We start from the raw sequence: 21,133 nt of genomic DNA, 5'->3' as shown, positions 1-21,133 counted from the left end.
GGCTCACTCCCCTTTCGGAAACGGAATACAGTTCCCGGTTTCCCCGTTCGTATAATCGCGAATTTGCTTCAGACATATGTCCGCTATGTCTCCTTGTTCCCGGTAAACGCGAAACCATTCGACCGTTTTTTCCAGCGCCTGCTCCACGCTCCATATGGGCCGCCAGCCCAACTCATGCCGCGCTTTGGAGCTGTCAAGCTGCAAATTCGCCGCCTCATGGGGATGCTCGCCCTGATCCCATTCATAGAACGACCCAGTTCCCCAAAGCGCTCCAAGCTTCGCTACGACCCATTCCACCGTTTTTACGCTGTCCTCCGCCGGTCCGAAATTCCATGCTCCCGCATATGTCGGCCCCTGCTGCACCATGCGCTGCGCAAGCAGCAAATACCCTTGCAGCGGTTCGAGCACGTGCTGCCACGGGCGTGTGGCAAGCGGGCTCCGCAATTGCAGCCGGCTGTCCGAGAGCAAGGTGCGCATGCAATCGGGGATCAGCCTGTCCTCAGAACCGTCGCCGCCGCCGATGACGTTGCCCGCTCTCGCGCTAGACAGACTGACCCCGTGCGATAAATAGCGGTCAGGATGAAAATAGCTGCTGCGGAAGGCGGAAGTCACAAGCTCCGAGCAGGCTTTGCTGTTGGAATACGGGTCAAAGCCCCCTAGCGGGTCGGTTTCCCTGTATCCCCAGTGCCATTCTTTGTTCTCGTAACATTTGTCCGTCGTTACGTTGACCACCGCTTTGATGTCCGTGCCGTTTTCCACTGCGGCTCTGACCGCTTCCAGCAAATAGACGGTTCCGAGGACATTCGTCTCATACGTTTCCGCCGGCTGCCGGTAAGAGCGCCGGACAAGCGGCTGGGCCGCCATATGAATAACGACCTGAGGCTGCGCCTCCCTGACCGTTCGTTCCAACGCATCACGGTCGCGAATGTCGGCGATGACCGAGCGCATCCTTTTGTCCAGACCGCTCAAGGCGAACAAATCCGGCGCTCCGCCCGGCTGCAGGGCATATCCGGTTACGTTCGCTCCCCATGCGCTGAGCCACAGGCATAGCCAGCTTCCCTTGAATCCGGTGTGGCCTGTAACGAGCACGTTTTTCCCTTGCCAAAACGCTTCCTGCCGCATGATTTCACCTTTTTCATTTCTTCCAGTATGCTTTTCCCGACTGCCACAATTGCTCCAAATAATGGCGGTCCCGGAGCGTATCCATCGGATGCCAAAACCCCGAATGCTTGTAAGCCATAAGCTGGTTCTCCCGGGCAAGCCGGCGGAGCGGCTCCTGCTCCCACACGGCGGAATCCCCTTCGATCAAGTCGAAAACTTCCGGCTGGAGCACGAAAAAGCCTCCGTTCACCCATCCGCCGTCCCCTTTCGGCTTTTCGTCAAAGCCCGCTACCACTTGGTCGGCCGCAAGCCGAAGCACCCCGAAGCGGCCTGTCGGCTGGACGGCCGTCACGGTCGCCCATTTGCCGTGTGCCTGATGGAACTGTACGAGCGAGCCGATATCGATATCGGACAGTCCATCCCCATAGGTCAACATGAACGGCTCCTCGCCGACATATTTCCGGATCCGCCGGATTCTTCCCCCGGTCATCGTATTCAATCCCGTCTCTACCAGCGTGACCTTCCAGGGAGCGAGATACTCGCTGTGGACGATAATGTCGTTGTTGTTCCCGAAATCGAAAGTAACGTCCGTGCCGTGCAAATAATAATGGGCAAAATATTCCTTGATGACGTGCCCTTTATAACCCAGGCAGACGATAAATTCATGGAAACCGTAAGCCGAAAAAATGTTCATGATGTGCCACAGAATCGGCTTATCCCCAATTTCGATCATCGGCTTCGGTTTCAGATGCGTTTCCTCGCTGATTCTTGTGCCGTAGCCTCCCGCCAAAATCACGATTTTTATAAGGAATCCCTCCTCCCGAGCAGCTTGTGGAACACATCCGCAACGTATTGGAGCATTTCCTGAGTCAACCCCGGATAGACGCCGATCCAAAAAGTTCGCTTCATAATGATGTCCGTATTCGCAAGCTCGCCGACGACTCTGTGCGCAATGTGGCGGTACGCCGGCTGGCGCAGCAAATTACCGGCAAACAGCAGCCTCGTGCCGATCCGGTGTTGTTCCAGCGCCTGCACGAGCTGATTGCGCGAAAGCGGAGCGTCCTCCCTTACGGTAATCGGAAAACCGAACCAGCTCGGCTCGCTTCCCGGCGTCGCTTCGGGCAAAATGAGCGCGCTGTCCAGCGGCTTAAGCGCCTCCTGCAAAAAAGCGAAGTTTTGCTTGCGCTTTGCGACAAATTCGGGCAGCTTTTGCAGCTGCGCAGCGCCGATGGCGGCCTGCATATCGGTCACTTTCAGGTTGTAGCCGATATGGCTGTAAGTGTATTTATGGTCGTAGCCTTGCGGCAGATCTCCAAGCTGCCAGCCGAATCTTTTGCCGCAAGTGTTATCCGTACCTGGCTCGCACCAGCAGTCTCGCCCCCAGTCGCGGAAGGACTCGATAATTTTTTTCAGCTTGGGCTGCGACGTCAGCACGGCTCCCCCTTCCCCCATCGTGATATGATGCGCGGGAAAGAAGCTGACTGTCGCCATATCCCCGAACGATCCGGCTTCCCGCCCCTCATAAAGCGAGCCTACCGCATCGCAAGTATCCTCGATCAGCCACAGGCGGTACTTGTCGGCAATCCGTTTCACCTCGTCGATCCGAAACGGATTGCCGAGCGTATGAGCGATCATGATCGCCCTTGTCTTCTCGCTGACGGCGGCCTCCAGCAGACTCGTGTCCACATTGTAGGTGGGAATGTCGACATCCAAAAAAACCGGAACAAGGCCATGCTGGATAACCGGGTTCACCGTCGTCGGGAAACCGGCTGCGACCGTAATGACCTCATCGCCGGGATGAAGCTGTCTTTCGCCGAGCTGGGGGGAAGTGAGCGCGGAAACGGCCAGTAAGTTGGCGCTGGAGCCGGAATTGGTCAGAATCGAGTACCGCCGGTTCATATATGCGGCAAATTCGTGCTCGAACCGTCCGGCATAGCGGCCGGTAGTCAGCCAAAAATCCAACGAGGAGTCGATTAAATACGACAATTCCTGATGATCGAACACTTTTCCGCTGACGGGGATGTAGTCCACTCCGGGTCTGAAGGCTCGCTGCGGCCATTTTTGCGCGAAATAGGCGGCAGAAAGCTGCAGGATTTGATCCCGCAAGTCTTGCTCGGAAGCATTCATGAATCACAAATCCTCCTACCGGCCATATTTTCAATAAAAAGGAATGAAAGAAATGCAGAGGAATACATATTTTACTGTATGTATATGTGATTGGGTGAGAAATAGCTCCGGCTTTTTTCGCGAGGAGGAAAAAATGGCGTTTATCAGTGAAGCATTAGCCTCACGCTTTTACCGCTACGGCTCGAACACCTATGTTCAAGAAGGCGGCCAATTCGTATACCCGGAGGATATTTCCATCGGCAATCAAGTGTTCATCCGGTCTCATTACTGGTTCAACATTATTGCCCCGGGCACCCTCCCTTCGCCGAAAATCGTTATCGGCGACGGCTGCCAATGCAATCTCGGACTTATCGTATCCGCCGTTCACCGCATTGAGCTGGAAGACAACGTATTGGTCGGGCCGAACGTCTACATTTCCGATACGGATCATCAATACAGGGAGGTCGGCATTCCGATTCATTCCCAGGGCATCACGTCGACCGAGAATACGGTTGTCATCGGGGAAGGCGCCTGGCTCGGGGCCAATGCCGTCATTGTCGGGAATGTGAGAATCGGCAAAGGCAGCGTCGTTGCGGCGGGCAGTGTCGTCACGTTCGATGTGCCCGATTATTGCGTAGTCGGCGGTGCGCCGGCGCAAATTCTCAAAGTTTACGACCCCGGCTCCGGAGAGTGGGTCCGCGCAAAGACGAAAAAAAAGGCGCAAGAGCTTCTCGACAAACGCCGGAAACTGCCCCTTCTCTCGATCTGCATACCTACCTACAACCGTGCCGGGGATTTGGAAAAGTGTCTGGAATCGATCTATTCACAGATCGGAAATACCGATCTGATCGAGGTCCGCGTCTCCGATAACGCCTCCGATGACGCTACGCCGGAAGTGGCGGCGCGATTCCGCTCCCGGTACGACAATTTTTTCTACGGGCGAAATGCGGATAACATCGGGTCGGACCGCAACATTCTCCATGTGCTGGAACAAGGAACGGGAAAATTTCTGAAAATCCAGGGCGACGACGACTTTTACCAGCCGAAGACGATCATTCCGCTGCTCCATGTGCTTCACACTTACAAGGACTGCTCCGTCATTCATATCGATTTGCTGCGGCCGACCGACCAGGTCGAAGCCGGCAGCGGGCTTTCCGCGTATCTCGCCGCTTCATCCATTTACTCCTCCTTCATTTCCGCTACGATTTTGCGCCGGGAGGATTGGGAAAAAATTGCGGACCGCACGCTGTTTATCGAGTCCTCGTTTAACCAGATTTACTGGCAGTACGCCATGCTGGAGCACAACCCCCGATTTTGCGTCCTTCACCGCAGCATGTTCTCCTACGCAGGCAATGAGCCTGCAGGCTACAACTTTGGCCGTGTGTTCATCGACAGCTACCAGCGCATTTTGCAAAGTTTTGTCGGACGCGGTCTGACCGAGGACGATATTCGCATGGATAAACTACGCGTGCTGCATGCTTTTATTTTGCCCTGGTACCAGCGGTTTGCGGCCAGCGGTGCGCACGACGCGATCGAAGGGTTCGAGCACTACTTCACGGAGCATTACCGGAATGAAAGCTATTTTGAAAATATGTTGAACCAAATACGAATGATCAAAAGCTTGTGATGCAAGCTTGCCGACGACGAAAGGGACACTATGCAAAAAAACGCTAAACTTCCTTGAATTATCAAGGATGCTTGGCGTTTTTTCATAACGGAATGCGGCCTTGTGAAATCGTACGCCGCTTATTTCCTCCTTGATAAAATCGCTGTCCCGTGCTAACTTCGAATTATTCGTCATTTTTTGGAGGTGGCTTTACTAAGCTTTATGAAAAAAATCGTCATTATGCTGCTCGTTTTCCTGCTAACTGGATGCTCGCAACAAGCTGCCAAGCCCGGCTCAAGCGAAATCCAGTTCATTATCGGGCAGTATCCCGAACTTAAAGATCATGCCTATGCGGCCACAGAAGTGAAGCGTGTCGTTGACGGGGATACGTTTGAAACCAAATCCGGCGAAAAAGTGCGGCTGATCGGAGTCAATACCCCGGAAACAGTGAAACCGAACAGTCCGGTGGAAAAATACGGCAAAGAGGCAAGCGATTTTACGAAGCAAAAATTGTCCGGCAAAACCGTCTATCTCTTTACCGATGCCGGCGATACCGATAAATACGGAAGACTGCTCAGGTACGTATTTATTAAGGGCGAGAAAGAAATGTTCAACGAGACTTTAGTCAAAGAGGGCTATGCGAATGTGATGACGGTGCCGCCGAACGTGCTCTTCTCCAAAAAATTCGTCGGTTTGGAGCGAACGGCGAGACAAAATAAGAAGGGGCTGTGGCAGGATGAGAAGTAAACTCCCGCTTCTTCCCCTCCTTCTGTTCCGTTAAGCCGTGAAAAAATAGCCTGCCCCGAGGACGGCCAGTACGACGGCCAGCACCGCCGTTCCCGCCGCGATCCCTATCCATGCCCGCCGGCCCGGCGGTTTTTCATACCAATAGGCATAGCGTGCGCGCTTCTCTAATTCTTTCATATGCCGCTCGTAATTTTTCTCTATTTCGTATGGATTCCACATCGCTAATCCCCCTATCCGTTGATTGCGATTGATTTTACCATAGTCATAACTTCCATAGTTATCTATAATAATTGATAGTTTCCATCGAAATTTTTGATCGATAGGAGGGGTTGAAGGATGGATTTAACGGTTTACAAAACCGCGCTTGAAGTAGCCAAATGGCAAAACTTTACGAAAGCCGCCGATATGCTGGGATACGCCCAATCCAGCGTCACCTCGCAAATTCAAAGACTCGAAGCCGATTACGGCATCGAAATGTTTGAGCGGATCGGAAAAAAGATGAAGCCGACTCCGGCCGGCGAGGAACTGCTGCGCTACGCGGCCATGCTGATCAAGCTGTATGAGGAATCCAAAGTTTCGGTTGCGGGCCAAACTTCGGGAAGCTTCGTGATCGGCACGCATGAAACGACCATGTCGTCCTACATATTCCCTCCTTACTTGGGCGCTTTCAAAAAGCTGTATCCGCAAATCAACATCGTCATCAGCGAAGTTGCGGAGAACGACATCTACCGCTCGTTAAAAGCCGGCGAATGCGACCTGGGATTCGTCGTGGACCAGGAGCGCTGCGATCCCGACCTGCGCTTTGAATTCGTCAAGGAGGAGGAATTCGTCCTGATCGCGAGCAGCGACCATCCTTTGGCCGGGCGCACCTCGATCCTCCCCCAAGACCTGAACGGCAGCGAGATTCTTATGTCCTACCAGCAGGGCCGGTGCCGGTTGCTGCTTGAAACGATGCTTCGTACGCATCAAGTCAGCTATACGCTGGCCTACGAAATCAACAACTACGAAACCGTGAAAAAATGCGTCATACACGGGCTCGGAATTTCCATCGTGCCGAAGACTACGGTATTGACCGAAATGCAAAACGGGCAGCTGGCGGTATTACCGCTCCACTACCCGAATTTCAAGCTGAACGTACAGCTATGCTATCATGTGAAAAAACAGCTCTCCAAACCGATGAGGGCTTTTATACAATCCATGTGCAGCACTACTCTACCCGGAGAGCCTGCTGCTGGGCCAGCATGCTAAGCTCTGCCGCTTTGAAGGCGTGCTCCTGCGTCATCGCATGTTCAGTGCGATGAATGCAGTCCAGGATCAGCTGTCCGAAATAAGGATAGCCGACCTGGCCCTGCAAGCTGTAATGCTTCTCGCCCTGCCCGTTGACCAAATACAATTGGTCGCCCTTCGGATCGCGGGCTATATCGATATATTTGCGAAGCTCTATATAACCTTCCGTGCCTAAAATAACGGTCCGTCCGTCCCCCCATGTGCCGAGCCCTTGCGGCGTCAGCCAGTCCACGCGAAAATAATGGGTCGCTCCGTTATCCCCGACAAGCGTCGCATCGCCGAAGTCTTCCAACTCAGGATAATCCTTGTTGTTATAATTCCCTACTTTGCTGCTCAGCACCTTGGCATCCTTGCAGCCTGTGAACGATAAAAACTGTTCGACCTGATGGCTGCCGATATCGCAAAGAATGCCGCCGTATTTCTCTCTTTTGAAAAACCAATCCGGCCTGGAAGGGGCATTGAGCCTGTGCGGCCCCAGACCGAGCACTTGGACAACCCGGCCGATGGCGCCTTCCTTGATCAGCTGTCCGGCAAATACCGCGCTTTCCACATGCAGCCGCTCGCTGTAATATACGGCATACTTGAGACCTGTTGCCGCTGTTTTCGCTTTTGCGGCCGCAAGCTGCTCAAGGGTCGTGAACGGAGATTTATCCGTGAAATAATCTTTTCCATGATCCATAACTCTCAGTCCGAGCGCGCACCGTTCCGAAGGCACGGCCGCCCCGGCTACGAGCCTGACTTCCGCATCCTGCAAAATCTCCTGCTCGGAAGCGGCGGCCCGCACATGCGGATACGTTTTGCAGAAAGCTTGAACTTTCAACGGATCGGGATCGTAAACCCATTTCAGCTCCGCACCCGCTTCCTGCAGTCCGTTGCACATCCCGTAAATATGCCCGTGATCGAGACCGATTGCCGCAAACACGAACTCGCCTTGACCTACGACCGGGCTTGGCTTTCCTTTTGGCGCATAATTCATTCCATCGCTTTTTTGCATCTGTTTTTGCTCCTCCCCGGCTCTCCGGCTAATTTATACGTCAAACGTACGCTGTTCGCCTGTTTGTTTTGCTTTGGATTGCTTGATTTTATCCTGCAAATGGTGGTAGAACAAATCTTCGTCGATCGGCAGGTCGACCCAGCCGTCGGTCCAGGTGGAGAGCAGCATCGCGTTGGACAGCATCAGCCCTTTGATGCCTTCCTCTCCCGGAGCGACAAGAGGTTCGCCGTGCAAAATCGCGTTTACCCAATTCTGGGTAATCCCTTTGTGTCCGCTTTCCTTGCCTTCGATCGGAATGTCGCACTTCCAGCATTCCGGCTGCCCGAAGCCGCCGCGGTACGTCGCATTGAACTCCCGCTCGGATACGCGGAGCCGCCAGAAAGTGAGCTTGCCCTCTTCGATCACGATTTTGCCGCGGTCCCCCGAAAGCTCGAAGCGGTTCGTTCCAGGAGCTTCGCCCGTCGTCGTGACGAACAGGCCAGTGGCCCCGTTTTCGTATTCCACAAATGCGGTAACGTCGTCTTCGACTTCAATGTCGCGGTGCTTGCCGAAGTAGCAAAAAGCGCGCACCCGCTTCGGCATCATATCGATGGTCCACTGCCACAAATCGAGCTGATGCGGGTCCTGGTTGATCAATACCCCGCCGCCTTCTCCGGCCCAGGTCGCGCGCCAGCCGCCCGAATCGTAATAGCTTTGGGAGCGGTACCAATTCGTAATAATCCAGTTCGTTCTGCGAATCTCGCCGAGCTCGCCGGAGGAAACGAGATCCTTCAGCTTCGTATACAGCGGATTCGTTCTTTGGTTGTACATCATGCTGAATATTTTACCGGAAGACGCAGCCGCTTCATTCATCGCGCGAACTTGTTTCGTGTACACGCCTGCCGGTTTTTCGCAGAGCACGTGAAGCCCTTTTTGAAAAGCGCGGATAGCCACATCCGGGTGATCGAAGTGAGGAGTGGCGATCAACACCCCATCCATAGCGCCCGAAGACAAAAATTCGTCCAGGTTGTCGAACAGCCGAACACCGGCGCCGAGATTTTCCTTGGCCCACTCCAGGCGATCAGGTCTTGTCTCGCATATGGCCGTAAGCTCAGCGCCCTTTACTTCCTTATTTGCCAAATACTTGGCATGTCCGGTTCCCATGTTGCCAAGACCGATGATGCCGATACGTACTTGTTCCATTCTTCTTTCACCTTCTCATCATAATGGTCACCTAATGAATACGTTATCAATGTAGCATATTTACAGCGGGGCATCTTGTCGCCGATTGACCACCTTATTGCATTCTTTGACAGACCTTGCGAAAGAGGGCAAAAAACAATCCGCACTCCCGAAGGAATGCGGACTGATTGTGCCGGATTACTTTTACTTGGCCCCGACCGGCTGGCGGTTCGAAGAAATGTGGCTCAGCGCCTCGCCAGCCTCATTCTCGAAAATATCGCGGACGGCGAGGTCGCCGATCGCCACGACTCCCACAAGCTCACCGTTCTCTACGACGGGCAGGCGGCGCACCTGTTCTTTCGCCATCAGCTTGGCGGCTTCATCGACTGTCGTGTTCGCATCGATCGTTGCGATACCGTTGGACATCACTTCCTCGACTGCCGCCGAACCCGATCTTTTCTCGGCATAGCCGCGGATAACGAGATCCCGGTCTGTCACAACGCCGATCAGCTTCTTCCCTTCGACAACAGGGATGAAGCCTATATCGTGCTGTTTCATTTTCGTTGCGATCTCAAATACGTTATCCTGCAAAGTAACGGTGACGCAATCTTTCGCCATCAGTTCTTTGATTGTTTTTGCCATAACCGTTATTCCTCCTTCGTAATGTGGACGCAAATCCGCCGCTCGGGCGAGCCTGCTTCCATAATATCGTTTGTCGAAAGAGGAAAAACGATTCATTCCATATAATCCAAAGCCATCGACAGCAAAAGCTTCGCGGAAAATAGCATCGACCGTTCATCGATGTCGAATTTCGGATGATGGTGCGGATATACGATTCCGGACTCCGCATTCCCGGCGCCGACAAACATGTAACAGCCCGGCCTGTGCTGCAAATAATAGGAGAAGTCCTCCCCGGCCATAATAAGGGGGGATTCGTGAACCGCCGACTCGCCGTACAAGCCGGTTGCGACTTTGAAAAACCGCTCCGCCTCACGGCTGTCGTTAATGACGGGCGGGTAGCCCATTTTATATTCAAGCTCATACGAAGCTTGGTACATATCGCAAGTGGCGGCTACCGTACGCTCGAAACGGCTTTTCACATCGGCCCGCAGCTCGGCGTTAAACGTCCGCACCGTGCCCTTGAGAGTGCTCGTCTCGGCGATGATATTGAAGCTGCTGCCGCCTTGAAAAGAGCCTATCGTGACGACGCACGGTTCGACCGGGTCTACCTGCCTGCTGACGATCGATTGCAGATTGACGACCAGCTGCGCCCCTGCATGGATGCTGTCAACCGCCTGATGAGGCAAACCGCCGTGCCCGCCCTTGCCTTGAATGCGAAGGACGAATTCGTCCGGCGCAGCCATCATCGGGCCCGCTTTGGCGTACACCTGTCCGACCGGAAACGGGGTCCACAGGTGGACGCCGAATACGGCATCGACGCCTTCCAGCGCACCGTCTTCGATCATCGAGGCAGCCCCGCCCGGAGTCGTTTCTTCCGCATGCTGAAAAAGAAACACCAGATTGCCTTTAAGCTTCTCCCGATAGCGGCTCGCAGCCTTGGCGATCCCGAGCAGTGTCGAAGTATGCGCATCATGGCCGCAGGCATGCATTACACCGTCCACCTTGGAAGCGTACGAGCAGCTTTTTTCATCCTGGATCGGCAGGGCGTCCATATCGGCCCGCAGTGCCACGGTCGGCCCCTGTTGTCCGCCGCGGAGCAGACCGACTACGCCATTGCCGCCAACCTGCGTACGCACTTCGATTCCCCAGCTGTTCAAATGCTGGGCTACAAATTCGGCCGTACGATATTCTTGAAACGAAAGCTCGGGGTTTTGATGCAAATACCGTCTCCACCCTACCATTTCTTCATAACCTTCCTGTAACCCGGCAAACATTTCTTTCATATGGGAATCCTCCGCTCATCCTAAGGCATCTGTTTGTTAATTTATCCGTCTCTTTGTCCCTTATTCTATCAAATATAGCTCTGCGTTTCATCTGCAAACTGACAAGTTCGTTCAGATCAAGCCGGCCGCCCTGCACACTGTTCACTTGCAGAACTTTTGGAAACATACTATCATGAATAAAGAGTGCATACATACAATTTGGAGGCGTTAACCGTGATTATTGAAGCAACCGGCCTAAAAGGCTTGAAGAGCGATCTGGCTCATCTCGATGAAGTAACGGCCAAACTCGGATTTGTTCGTTGGCAGTGGGAATATACCCGCGCGACCTATGATCTTAAAATTGAAGATAAACCTGGAAACGCCGTTTATTTCCTGCGCGTGAACGCACGGGTGGAATCCGGCAAACTTGAATCCCCTTACGCGGTGCTGTATTTGGAAGATGCCTATGCAGGACGGGAAACGTTCCCTCACGGCCTGGATTACAATTCACCTATTCCGGACGCTGTGAATAAAGTGATCAAGCAAAAATTAGAGCAGTTGAAGCAGCTGTTGGCCGACTAAGCGGGGAGACCGTATGAATTCCCCGCGCAGAGGAACGCCGGACTTTCTGCTGCTTTTTTTAACGCTGGCTCTCGTCTGCTTCGGACTTGCCATGGTATTCAGCGCCAGTTCCGCAACAAGCGCTTTTAAATGGGGCGATCCGTGGGCCATTACGAAAAAACAGCTGCTCGCCGCAGCCTTGGGCGGCGGAGCCATGCTGATGTGCATGAACATCCACTATTCCAAATTCAAGAAGCTCGTCATTCCTGCATTTTTCATCGTTGTCGTAGCGCTGATTTTCGTTATTTTCACACCCAATGCCAACGGCGCCAGCAGTTGGTACAATATCGGCAATTACGGCATCCAGCCTACGGAGTTCGCCAAATTGACCGTCATTCTTTATTTGGCTACCCTGATCAGCAATAAGGAAGAGAAATTTCGCGATTTCAAAAGAGGGCTGCTTCCCGCCCTGCTCATTGTCGGATTCGTGAGCTTTCTCATTATGCGCCAGCCCGACCTGGGCTCCTGCATGATTCTTCTGGCTTGCTCGGCCATCGTCATCTTCGTAGGCGGGTCTAATCTCAAGCATGTTTTTGCGCTGGGGACAGGTCTCGTTGCGATCGCCGCGATGGTCATCGGCCTTTCCGTCATGAACAAATCGGCGGCTGCCGGCGGCGAAGGATATCGGATAAGCCGTCTGAAATCTTTTCTCGATCCTTGGGCGGATCATTCCGATACCGGGTATCAGGTGATTCAATCCTTATACGCCTTTGGCCACGGCGGGCTGGCAGGCGCAGGATTCGGTCAAGGCATCCAGAAGCTGCACTATTTGCCGGAAGCCCACAACGACTTTATTTTCGCTATTATCGGAGAAGAGCTTGGTTTCATCGGCAGTGCCATGTATATTCTCGTCTTCCTGCTGTTTATATGGAGAGGCATCCTCGTTGCCGTTCGCAGTCCGGATTTGTTCGGCATGCTGGCCGGAGTCGGCATTATGGGCATGTTCGCATTCCAGGCCGCTATCAACATAGGCGGGGTGACAAGCACGATTCCGCTGACCGGGGTGACGCTGCCCTTCATTTCTGCCGGCGGCTCCTCCCTGATCGTTTGTCTCATCAGCATGGGCATCCTGCTCAGCATATCGCGAGAACAAGCGCGCAAGCCCGATGCACCGGCAAAAAAAAGACCCTGACCGAAACTCGATTCGGTGGGGTCTTCCTTTTTTTATTTGACGCGATGAGGATCATCGATTTCTTTCTCTTCTTCTTTGAAAGCAACGCCTTCCACTTTCACATTCACTTCCACGACAGAAAGTCCCGTCATATTCTCAACCGCTTCTCTCACATTTTCCTGAAGATCCCGGCATACATCCTGAATGCGGGAGCCATAATTCACAATCACTCTGAGATCGATGGCGGCTTCTACTTGTCCGACCTCGACGGAAACGCCCTTTTGCACGTTTTTACCGCTCAAGCGTTTTGCCAATCCTTCCGAAATGCCCCCTGACATGCCTGCAATTCCTGGTGTTTCCAGAGCGGCAAGTCCTGCAATTGTCGATACTACGTCATCGGAAATACGAATTAAGCCAGTTTGGTTGTCTTCGGACATACGGATCACTCCCCTTGCTTGATATAAATCTATTGTAATAAGTTCAAAAGACGAAAGCAAGAACAGCACAACTCTGTAAAACTGAATTTACTTTGCATTCAAAAATCGGTATAGTAAAATAAGTTCAAATATAGATATGTCATTTTTTCACAGTCGGAGGGTTCGTATTGAAAGGGAAACTGTTTTATGGCGGTCTCATCGCAACTTTCGCCTTAAGCGCGGCAGCCCACTTTTTGCATGTTAACCAAACCGTGCAATTTGTCATTTCCGCCATTGCGGTTATTTTTGTGGCCGGATTTTTGGGTAAAGCGACAGAGAGCGTAGCGCACTACGCCGGCGAAAGGATGGGCGGATTTTTAAACGCGACATTCGGCAATGCAGCCGAACTGATCATTGCCATCTTTTTGGTCAAAGACGGGCTGTTCGATGTCGTAAAAGCCAGCTTGACCGGCTCCATTATCGGCAATCTGCTGCTCGTGCTCGGGCTGAGCGTCTTTGCCGGGGGGCTTAAATTCAAAGAGCAGTCATTCAACGTGAAGCTCGCGTCGCACAACTCGTCCCTGATGCTGCTTGGGGTTATCGCCTTGTTCATTCCGGCGGTATTTGCCGGCAGCCTTACTACCAAAGAGACGTCTTCGATGAGCATGATCGTCGCTATTTTGCTGGTGGCCGCCTATCTGTTGTGGCTTCTGTTCTCCATGGTTACGCACAAGAACATACTGTCCGATGAAGCCGTCGAACATGGCGAGCCCGCCTGGTCGAAAAACACATCGATCGTCTTTCTGATTTTGGCGACCGCCATGGTGGCGTTTACAAGCGAATGGCTGGTCGGCACGCTCGAAGAGGTGACCCATAAGTTCGGATTATCCGAACTGTTTGTCGGCGCCTTCCTTATTGCCATTATCGGCAATGCGGCGGAGCACAGCGCTGCGGTAATGATGGCGTTGAAAAACAAAATGGGCGCAGCTGTTGAAATAGCGATCGGCAGCTCCCTGCAAATCGCTTTGTTCGTAGCTCCCGTCCTCGTGCTCGTCAGCTTCTTTATTGGCGGCACGCCTATGAACATCGTATTCTCCAATTACGAGCTTGCGGCGATTGCAGTAGCCGTCTTTATTACAAAGTCGATTTCGCAGGACGGCTCCACCAACTGGTATGAAGGGCTGCTGCTGCTCGTCGTCTACATCATCCTTGGCGTCGTCTTCTACCTTGTTTAGAACAAAAAAAGTAACCCTTCATCGGGTTACTTTTTGGCATTTAGCGCTTCATATAGCTGTGCAAGATTGCGTTCGAGCTTGCTGAGAATATCTTTGCCCGCAGCTTCGGAAATAAGTCCGGCCCGAATGGCAAAGTCCACTTCTCTGGACAGTCCGTACATCTGCGTATCCAGCACCTCTTCGTACAACGGGCATTGACGTGTCGTCAAATTTTCCATCTGTACTTCGATCAGCTTTTCGATTTTATTGGCATCTTCTTGCAGAAGACTGAGCGCTTTTTGATTCAAATTAACCAGTAGATCAGATGAAGACATCTCACTTCCCCCTCGTACGCAAAGTCATCCGTCCTTATATGATTATGATAAGCGATATCGCTTCAATATACAAGAGAAGGTACCCTCAGAGATTCTGAGAATACCTTCTTGCGCTCGCTTATTAGTCTTCAATAATGTTGACGCCCAGGTTATGTTTGGAGAAAACGTCAGCCATAGCCTTCTTCGCTTCATCCGCATCCGGACCGTGCACGTGGAGATCATAATTGCTGGAGCTAAGCAGAGTTGTAAACAATCCCAGAATGCTTTTCACATCGATATACTTATTATCGTACTGCAGAACGATAGACGATCTGAATTTGTTGGCGGTTTGGGAAATTTCAACGATAGCGGCATTATTTGCACTTGGCATGTTACATTCCTCCATTTTTCACTAAAAATCGGTCGCTTGCTTCCTCTATGATAACTTGGAAAGGCGTGAAAGCGCAACAAAAAATTTTCCTGCTTTATCCTTAACCGGCTTTACTTTCGATTCGATGTAAGCATTTTCTTGACCCAGTTTCCGGCGAGCATCAGCAATATGAAAACGACGACAAGCAGCATCAGTCTGCCTTTATATTTGCGGAAGTGAAACAGATCGTGGGCAATCATCGATTCCAAAAACACGATGGGCAATTTGCCCAGCAAAGTTCCGTAAAAGAACTGCGAGAACGGCATCCGCGTAAGCCCTGCGGCGAAATTGATCGCCGATGAAGGCACAACCGGAATCAGCCTTCCGATCAACACATAAAAAAAGCCCTGCTTCTCCATGCGCCGGCTGAACTGCATGGCTGCCGGAAAACGCTGCAAGCGCTTTTCCACCCACTCATGGCCGTAATACCTGGCGAAATAAAATGAAACCACCGCCCCGATACACGACATCACATAATTGACGACAAAGCCCCATTTGATTCCGAAAATGACGACATTCGCGCCGGCCACGAGCACAAAAGGAACAAAGGGAAAAAACGTTTGAACGAGTACAAGCAGCATGCCGAGCAGTTGGCCGTAGATGCCAAGCGATCTTAAGTGCTCGGAAAGCTCCTGCATGTTGCTGTGCAGCAATTTGCCTCCGGTATGCGTAAAAAAGAAAAAGTAGACCAGACCTGCGACCAATGCCAGTCCGATTCCGATTTGCAAAAGCCGTTTTCTCTTTAATATCGGCAAATTTCGACCACCCTCTCCTCAGTTCCAACTATTGTATCATGTTCGCACGGGATCAGAAAGCGGGAACCGGGATGACGGTTCGGCCTGTTCGCGAACACCGCTCCCTGCCATCCGAAGCCGTTATCGTCCTAATTGAAGTTTTCCCCAACAAAGCCAAACTATGACAAACGGATGTAGCAATTGAAAAAACACCCGTCCTATTCCAGGACAAGTGCTTCTGCCGCTAGCCTATCTGAATCTGGTTGCGTCCGTTATGTTTGGCCTGGTACAACGCCATATCCGCCCGGTAAAAGAGCGACTCGACGCTGATTTTGTCCTCTTCCCAGTTCCAATCCGATACGCCGCAGGATACGGTTACGCCCGGACTTGTTTCCTGCGAAACCCTGACGCGAATGCGTTCCGCAATGCGCACGGTCTGCTCCTTGGCCACTTGAGGCAAGTATACGGCCAACTCCTCGCCGCCCCATCTGGCGGCAATATCGCTGTCACGGATGCTGCTTTTGATAATATGGCTGACCTGGATCAAAATTTTATCTCCGACCTGGTGCCCGTATGTATCGTTGACTTTTTTGAAATTGTCGATATCGACAACGATCAGAGAGCCGCAAAAATCTTTCTTTTGCATCAAATTGGCCTGCTCGTCCAAATAATGGCGCACATACAGTCCGGTTAAATTGTCCGTGATCACCATCCGCCTCACTTCGGCGTGCAAAGAAGCGTTGCTCATCGCCAGTCCGATATGGCCGGAAAGCACCTGCAACAGCTTGTAATTTTCGTACGAGAAAAAGTTCGGCTTGCGGTGAACGACAAGAATGACGCCGACGACCTCCCCGTTTACGAGAATCGGCGAACCGATGAGAGACCGCGAGCGGCTCATCTCCATCAGCTTGGATTCCACTTTCGAATTCATCCAGTAATCGGAAATGATGACCGGCTCTTTCGTCGTGCAGATGAGGCCGGAAAAGCCTTGATCCAGCGAAAACGTTTCGTGGAAAATCGACGGCAGGTTGCTGGCCTGCACGACCAATTTTCCCGCTTCCTTGTCCGTCTGCAAAATACAGCTGTAATCGGCGTTAAATATCGTCAGCAGCTCGCTTGAAGCGAAGCTGAAAATTTCGCTCAGACGCAAGCTTTGGTTCAGCCGCTTCGTAATTTCATTAATTAACCGAAGTTCATTTATGAGCACGTTGGACTGCTCGTACAGCTTCGCATTCTCAAATGCGGAACCGGCCGTATCGGCCAGCACGGAAATAAACCGCAGGTCGGAGGAATGAATCAAGTCGTGCTCGGAGTGCAGGTGCAGCACGCCGTACACGCCCTGTTTGCCTGACAGCGGGACGGCAATATCGCCGCAGCTCGGCCCTTCGTCTCCGGAAACCGGCTCGAAAATGATGTGCCCTTCCATAAAAGCCTTGGTGTTGATATCGTCGTCCAGATTTTGAAAATTGAGCGGCTTCACCGGCAATCCCGTATTATGGCTGTCCTGGGAAAGCAGCAGATCCACTTCGATGTTGGGATACACGCTGTGCAGACTCGCGATGACTTCCGCTAAAACGGAGTCGACATCGATCTTGGCATGCAGTTTCTTGGAAGCTTCGAACAAAACTTGCTGCTTCTTCGATTCCCGTTCATTGTGCTGATTGTGGCGCTGCAGCAGCTCGTACTTGCGCCGCTCAATCAGCAACTGGGCGCTGCTTTTCAAAGATACGACGATCATATAAAGCAGCTGCACCAGATCCTGCGCCTCGCTCACAGCGGCGGAAAACAACCCGAGGTAGCCGAGCGGATGGCCCTGCTCATTCACAATCGGCAAGGAAACGCCGGCCACCGGTTGCAGAGCGCGGGATTCCATTTCTCCTCCGTTCATCCTGCACAGCGTCCGCAGCGCGGCGCTTCTGGCGAACGGGTTATCCCCCTGCTCGGCTACGGTCCACGACTTGGCGGAACGGATCCGGCCCATTTCCCCGGCCGTCTTGCCGGAGCAGGAATCGAGCGCGCCCAAAAGCGAATCCGTTAAAATCAACAGCGTCTCCGGAGGCAGCATCTCCGGCGCGTTCTGGCTTTTCCAGCCGGCAAAAGCCTGCTGCATGAACGGCATGTCTTGCGCCATATTTGAAGCATCATTGGAGAGAAGCAGCCCTTGACGAAGCAACTCTTCGAAGTGACCGGCAATCATATATTGACTCTGACTACGAAGTAGTTCACTCATAGGCTTCTCCTTTGACGACTGATTATGTCTTACTCTGCAGCGATATGTTTACTTCATTTATCATACTATGTTTCTATGTGTATTGCACGAGTTTTTCAATCGGCTTCGATAGCGTGCGGTAGAATTCAGCTTGACACTCGGTCATGTTTTTTATAAAATTAGAAGTCGAGTACAAACATGATTGCGGTGAATGCCATTTGTGATCACCCTCACTGATTTTGCTCCTGTCAAGACAGCGGCTGAACTATTCTTGCCAGGGAGTCCCCTTATTTTACGACTCGTAAGCAAAACCAGGCACGTGTCTTCACCCGGACATCTAAGACGCATCTACTAACTATATGTGAAAAGAAGGAGTTTTTCCTAACATGGCACGTTATACAGGCCCTAAATTTAAATTAAGCCGCCGCCTTGGCATTTCCCTGAGCGGTACAGGCAAAGAATTGAAACGCCCTTTCCCTCCGGGCCAACACGGTCCAGGACAACGTAAAAAGCTGAGCGGCTACGGCGTTCAACTTCAAGAGAAACAAAAACTTCGCCATATGTACGGCTTGAACGAAAAACAATTCCGCAACCTGTTCGACAAAGCTTCCAAGCTGCAAGGTATCGCGGGTGAAAACTTCATGATCCTGCTGGAAAGCCGTCTGGACAACCTGGTATATCGCCTTGGCCTGTCCAACTCCCGCGCGGGCGCTCGTCAATTGGTCGCTCACGGACACGTAACTGTGAACGGCAAAAAAGTAGATATTCCTTCTTACATCGTATCTACTGGCGACGTAATCGGCCTTCGCGAAAGAAGCAGAAACCTTTCCGCAGTGAAAGAAGCTCTTGCTAACCGCAACTACCTGCCTACTTATCTCGAATTCAGCGAGAACGCTATGGAAGGCAAGTACATCCGTTTGCCTGAGCGCTCCGAGCTTCCGCAAGAAATTGACGAGAAACAAATCGTCGAGTTCTACAGCCGTTAATAAACAACCCCTTAGGGACTTCCCTAAGGGGTTTCTTTGTTCATTGTGGGGCCGAAGCCTCTCAAGGACGCAAGTTGAGGGGCGTGAAAACCTGCGAAAGTACAGGTTTTTCCTCCGGAATTGGCTTGTTTTAGCGAAAAACCTGCAAAAGTGCAGGAATTTTCGCTGAAAATGAATCTGAGTCTATGTGTTCGGTGAAAAACCTGCACTTTTACAGGAATTGTTCGTAGCCAGCGATCAAGGCTGCAAATTCCTGTATTTTTGCAGGTTTTTTTCGTACAGCCAACCGGATGGGGGCTATAGCCTTTGACACGAGGCTGGGCTCAGCCACCTTATGGACGAGATTCCTGCATAATCGCAGGCTGTTGAAAACATCGCGGCGCAAATTCACGCACTTTCGGCTTTTGCAGGTTTTCCGCGCGTCGGCTAGTGCCGGCGGTCTCCCTCCCAGCGCGCGGCGTTGCACTACATGACGGCGGTCGGTCGACCGCCTGCCATGAACGCTGTCGATCATTACCGTCACAATCAGCCTGCGAACTGAGCCAAATAGTAGTTCTTTTTCCCGCGGCGAATAATAATGTACGAGCCGCCGAGCTTGCCAAGCTCGCTCGCCTTGGCTTCCAGCTGTGTGACCCGGACGCCGTTAACCGTCACCGCGCCGCTTTCGATATCCTGACGTGCCTGACGCTTCGACGGCGCAGCCTGCACCGCTACGAGCAGGTCGATCAGACCGATGTCTTCCTGATCCAGCGTCGTGGACGGCACGTCCTTGAACGCCTCTTCGATTTCCGCCCGCGACAGCTCCTGAATGTTGCCGCTGAACAGCGCAGCCGTAATGTTCAAGGAACTTTGCAGCGCCTCTTCCCCGTGTACCAGCTTCGTCACTTCGCTTGCCAGCACTTTTTGGGCCTCGCGTTTTTCCGGCTGCTGCTTCACGGCTTCTTCCAAACGGCCGATTTCCTCATGACTAATGAAAGTAAAATACTTCAGAAAACGCACGACGTCATTATCGTCGGTATTCACCCAGAACTGATAGAATTGGTAGGGCGACGTTTTGGCCGCATCGAGCCAGACGGCTCCGCCTTCCGTTTTGCCGAATTTTTGCCCGTCGCTTTTCGTAACCAGCGGCAAAGTCAGGCCGAAAGCGCGGTGATCGGTCGTTTTTCCGATAAGCTCCAGCCCTGCCGTAATGTTGCCCCATTGATCGCTGCCGCCGATTTGCAAAGAACAATTTTTCGTCTGGGCCAGCTTCAGGAAATCGTACGACTGCAAAATCATATAGCTGAATTCCGTAAAAGAAATCCCTTTGCTGATCCGGGAATCAACCGAATCTTTGGCCAGCATGTAATTGACCGTAAAATTTTTGCCGATGTCGCGAAGAAATTCAATCACATTCAGCGAACCGAGCCAATCGTAGTTGTTCACCAGCTCCGCGCTGTTGTCCAGCCCCTCCGAAAAATCCAAAAACCGCGAAAGCTGCGACTTGATGCTCTGCGACCATGCTTGTACCACTTCAGGACCGTTAAGCGTTCTTTCGTTCGCTTTGCCGCTCGGATCGCCGATCAATCCGGTGCCGCCGCCGACAAGCGCCAGCGGAATATGTCCCGCCTGCTGAAAGCGCCGCAAGGTCAAAATCGGAAGCAAGCTCCCGATATGCAGGCTGTCGGCCGTCGGATCGAAACCGCAGTACAAAACTACGCGCTCGGAGGAAAGCTTTTTATCTAAACCCTCCCGGTCCGTAACTTGCTGAAGCAATCCGCGAAACTCCAAATCCTGTAAAATATTCACTGCCATCCCTCTCCTTTGTCAAAATAAAAAAGCCTCGCCGTCCACAAAGGGACGAGAAGACTTCAACTCGCGGTACCACCCTGATTAAAACGGCTGATGCGTACTACTGCGTTAACCTGTACTAGCCATTTTCACTCACAGCCGATAACGGGGCTTCTCCGGCAAAAGCTACTTCCGGCGCACTCGCCGCAGGTTCCCTTTTGCTGCTCCGGACCGTAATTCGCTAGCGTGCAGGTACCGATTCGCACCATCCATCGGCTCTCTGAAAGCATCCGCAAGCTGACTACTGCTGATCCATCTATGCATGTTGAATGTCGTATTCAACCCAATTTATAACACAAGCCTGCTGCGGTTGTCAAACCTCTCTGCCTCATTCATTTTACATCATTACCGAATAAGGCGCGATTATGGTATACTAGTAGCGT

The 21,133-nt window shown here is 52.2% G+C and carries 21 protein-coding genes and 1 other annotated feature; of the genes, 7 read left to right on the top strand and 14 right to left on the bottom strand.

What is annotated here, in order from left to right; translation table 11 throughout:
* Nucleotides 1-3 precede the first annotated feature (3 nt).
* The 3 genes from rfbG to rfbH are packed head-to-tail and all read right to left on the bottom strand — an operon-like array spanning nucleotide 4 to nucleotide 3,228.
* Entirely contained in the window at nucleotides 4-1,122 is a 1,119-nt protein-coding gene (rfbG, locus tag AC6RNO_RS14135; protein ID WP_497105794.1) for a CDP-glucose 4,6-dehydratase, read from the bottom strand.
* A 13-nt stretch (nucleotides 1,123-1,135) separates the two neighbouring features.
* The gene (gene rfbF, locus AC6RNO_RS14130; protein WP_497105806.1) at nucleotides 1,136-1,906 is read right to left on the bottom strand and encodes a glucose-1-phosphate cytidylyltransferase; all 771 of its coding nucleotides are present in this window, start codon (nucleotides 1,904-1,906) and stop codon (nucleotides 1,136-1,138) included.
* Nucleotides 1,903-3,228, bottom strand: a complete 1,326-nt coding sequence (gene rfbH / locus AC6RNO_RS14125) for a lipopolysaccharide biosynthesis protein RfbH (protein WP_497105793.1) — start codon at nucleotides 3,226-3,228, stop codon at nucleotides 1,903-1,905. Before rfbH ends, rfbF begins: the two co-directional genes overlap by 4 nt.
* A 133-nt stretch (nucleotides 3,229-3,361) precedes the next feature.
* Here rfbH and AC6RNO_RS14120 point away from each other — a divergent pair, with 133 nt between their 5' ends.
* Both AC6RNO_RS14120 and AC6RNO_RS14115 read left to right on the top strand, forming a co-directional pair.
* On the top strand, nucleotides 3,362-4,834 hold the full coding sequence (locus AC6RNO_RS14120; protein ID WP_497105792.1) for a glycosyltransferase: 1,473 nt from the start codon (nucleotides 3,362-3,364) through the stop codon (nucleotides 4,832-4,834).
* A gap of 201 nt (nucleotides 4,835-5,035) precedes the next feature.
* On the top strand, nucleotides 5,036-5,560 hold the full coding sequence (locus AC6RNO_RS14115; RefSeq protein ID WP_497105791.1) for a thermonuclease family protein: 525 nt from the start codon (nucleotides 5,036-5,038) through the stop codon (nucleotides 5,558-5,560).
* Nucleotides 5,561-5,590: 30 nt separating this feature from the next.
* Here AC6RNO_RS14115 and AC6RNO_RS14110 read toward each other — a convergent pair whose 3' ends face one another.
* A complete protein-coding gene (locus AC6RNO_RS14110) occupies nucleotides 5,591-5,779 on the bottom strand; it encodes a hypothetical protein (protein WP_497105790.1) in 189 nt (62 codons plus the stop codon).
* 117 nt (nucleotides 5,780-5,896) lie between these two features.
* On the opposite strand from AC6RNO_RS14110, the gene AC6RNO_RS14105 reads away from it, so the two are divergent.
* Entirely contained in the window at nucleotides 5,897-6,808 is a 912-nt protein-coding gene (locus AC6RNO_RS14105) for a LysR family transcriptional regulator (RefSeq protein WP_474684956.1), read from the top strand.
* On the opposite strand, the gene AC6RNO_RS14100 is transcribed toward AC6RNO_RS14105, so the two are convergent.
* The 4 genes from AC6RNO_RS14100 to AC6RNO_RS14085 all read right to left on the bottom strand — a co-directional run bounded on the left by AC6RNO_RS14100 (nucleotide 6,768) and on the right by AC6RNO_RS14085 (nucleotide 10,906).
* Nucleotides 6,768-7,841 (bottom strand): Gfo/Idh/MocA family protein, encoded by a 1,074-nt coding sequence (locus AC6RNO_RS14100; RefSeq protein ID WP_497105789.1) that lies wholly within the window; start codon nucleotides 7,839-7,841, stop codon nucleotides 6,768-6,770. The genes AC6RNO_RS14105 and AC6RNO_RS14100 overlap by 41 nt on opposite strands.
* 33 nt (nucleotides 7,842-7,874) lie before the next feature.
* Nucleotides 7,875-9,023 (bottom strand): Gfo/Idh/MocA family protein, encoded by a 1,149-nt coding sequence (locus AC6RNO_RS14095; RefSeq protein ID WP_497105788.1) that lies wholly within the window; start codon nucleotides 9,021-9,023, stop codon nucleotides 7,875-7,877.
* Nucleotides 9,024-9,206: 183 nt separating this feature from the next.
* Complete coding sequence (locus AC6RNO_RS14090; protein ID WP_474684953.1) at nucleotides 9,207-9,644, bottom strand: CBS domain-containing protein; 438 nt, start codon at nucleotides 9,642-9,644, stop codon at nucleotides 9,207-9,209.
* 92 nt (nucleotides 9,645-9,736) lie between these two features.
* Nucleotides 9,737-10,906 carry a M20 family metallopeptidase gene (locus AC6RNO_RS14085; protein WP_488437944.1) on the bottom strand — a complete coding sequence of 390 codons (1,170 nt, stop codon included), beginning with the start codon at nucleotides 10,904-10,906 and terminating at the stop codon, nucleotides 9,737-9,739.
* 213 nt (nucleotides 10,907-11,119) lie between these two features.
* Here AC6RNO_RS14085 and AC6RNO_RS14080 point away from each other — a divergent pair, with 213 nt between their 5' ends.
* Together AC6RNO_RS14080 and ftsW are read left to right on the top strand one after the other, a co-directional pair.
* Nucleotides 11,120-11,467, top strand: coding sequence for a YugN family protein (locus tag AC6RNO_RS14080; RefSeq protein ID WP_474684951.1), 348 nt, complete (start codon nucleotides 11,120-11,122; stop codon nucleotides 11,465-11,467).
* A gap of 13 nt (nucleotides 11,468-11,480) precedes the next feature.
* Nucleotides 11,481-12,638 carry a putative lipid II flippase FtsW gene (gene ftsW / locus AC6RNO_RS14075; RefSeq protein ID WP_474684950.1) on the top strand — a complete coding sequence of 386 codons (1,158 nt, stop codon included), beginning with the start codon at nucleotides 11,481-11,483 and terminating at the stop codon, nucleotides 12,636-12,638.
* 32 nt (nucleotides 12,639-12,670) lie between these two features.
* Here ftsW and AC6RNO_RS14070 read toward each other — a convergent pair whose 3' ends face one another.
* Complete coding sequence (locus AC6RNO_RS14070; RefSeq protein ID WP_474684949.1) at nucleotides 12,671-13,054, bottom strand: Asp23/Gls24 family envelope stress response protein; 384 nt, start codon at nucleotides 13,052-13,054, stop codon at nucleotides 12,671-12,673.
* Nucleotides 13,055-13,221: 167 nt separating this feature from the next.
* Between AC6RNO_RS14070 and cax the strand changes: the two genes are divergently transcribed.
* Nucleotides 13,222-14,268, top strand: a complete 1,047-nt coding sequence (gene cax, locus AC6RNO_RS14065; RefSeq protein ID WP_474684948.1) for a calcium/proton exchanger — start codon at nucleotides 13,222-13,224, stop codon at nucleotides 14,266-14,268.
* A 26-nt stretch (nucleotides 14,269-14,294) separates the two neighbouring features.
* Here cax and AC6RNO_RS14060 read toward each other — a convergent pair whose 3' ends face one another.
* From AC6RNO_RS14060 to AC6RNO_RS14045, 4 genes are all read right to left on the bottom strand, one after another.
* On the bottom strand, nucleotides 14,295-14,582 hold the full coding sequence (locus tag AC6RNO_RS14060; protein ID WP_474684947.1) for an Fpa/YlaN family protein: 288 nt from the start codon (nucleotides 14,580-14,582) through the stop codon (nucleotides 14,295-14,297).
* Nucleotides 14,583-14,703: 121 nt separating this feature from the next.
* The gene (locus tag AC6RNO_RS14055; RefSeq protein WP_474684946.1) at nucleotides 14,704-14,952 is read right to left on the bottom strand and encodes an HPr family phosphocarrier protein; all 249 of its coding nucleotides are present in this window, start codon (nucleotides 14,950-14,952) and stop codon (nucleotides 14,704-14,706) included.
* A gap of 110 nt (nucleotides 14,953-15,062) precedes the next feature.
* Nucleotides 15,063-15,746: a TVP38/TMEM64 family protein gene (locus tag AC6RNO_RS14050; protein WP_474684945.1), complete on the bottom strand. Its 684-nt coding sequence runs from the start codon at nucleotides 15,744-15,746 to the stop codon at nucleotides 15,063-15,065.
* A 223-nt stretch (nucleotides 15,747-15,969) separates the two neighbouring features.
* On the bottom strand, nucleotides 15,970-17,955 hold the full coding sequence (locus AC6RNO_RS14045; RefSeq protein ID WP_474684944.1) for a sensor domain-containing diguanylate cyclase: 1,986 nt from the start codon (nucleotides 17,953-17,955) through the stop codon (nucleotides 15,970-15,972).
* Nucleotides 17,956-18,320: 365 nt separating this feature from the next.
* Between AC6RNO_RS14045 and rpsD the strand changes: the two genes are divergently transcribed.
* Nucleotides 18,321-18,920, top strand: a complete 600-nt coding sequence (gene rpsD, locus AC6RNO_RS14040) for a 30S ribosomal protein S4 (protein WP_474684943.1) — start codon at nucleotides 18,321-18,323, stop codon at nucleotides 18,918-18,920.
* Nucleotides 18,921-19,445: 525 nt separating this feature from the next.
* On the opposite strand, the gene tyrS is transcribed toward rpsD, so the two are convergent.
* The gene (tyrS, locus tag AC6RNO_RS14035; protein ID WP_497105787.1) at nucleotides 19,446-20,708 is read right to left on the bottom strand and encodes a tyrosine--tRNA ligase; all 1,263 of its coding nucleotides are present in this window, start codon (nucleotides 20,706-20,708) and stop codon (nucleotides 19,446-19,448) included.
* 44 nt (nucleotides 20,709-20,752) lie between these two features.
* Nucleotides 20,753-21,018 (bottom strand) — a binding site (T-box leader).
* Nucleotides 21,019-21,133 lie beyond the last annotated feature (115 nt).

Source organism: Paenibacillus sp. sgz302190 (genome assembly GCF_059820445.1).
Note: the sequence above shows the minus strand (reverse complement) of the source record. Positions and strands in the feature narration are given on the sequence as shown.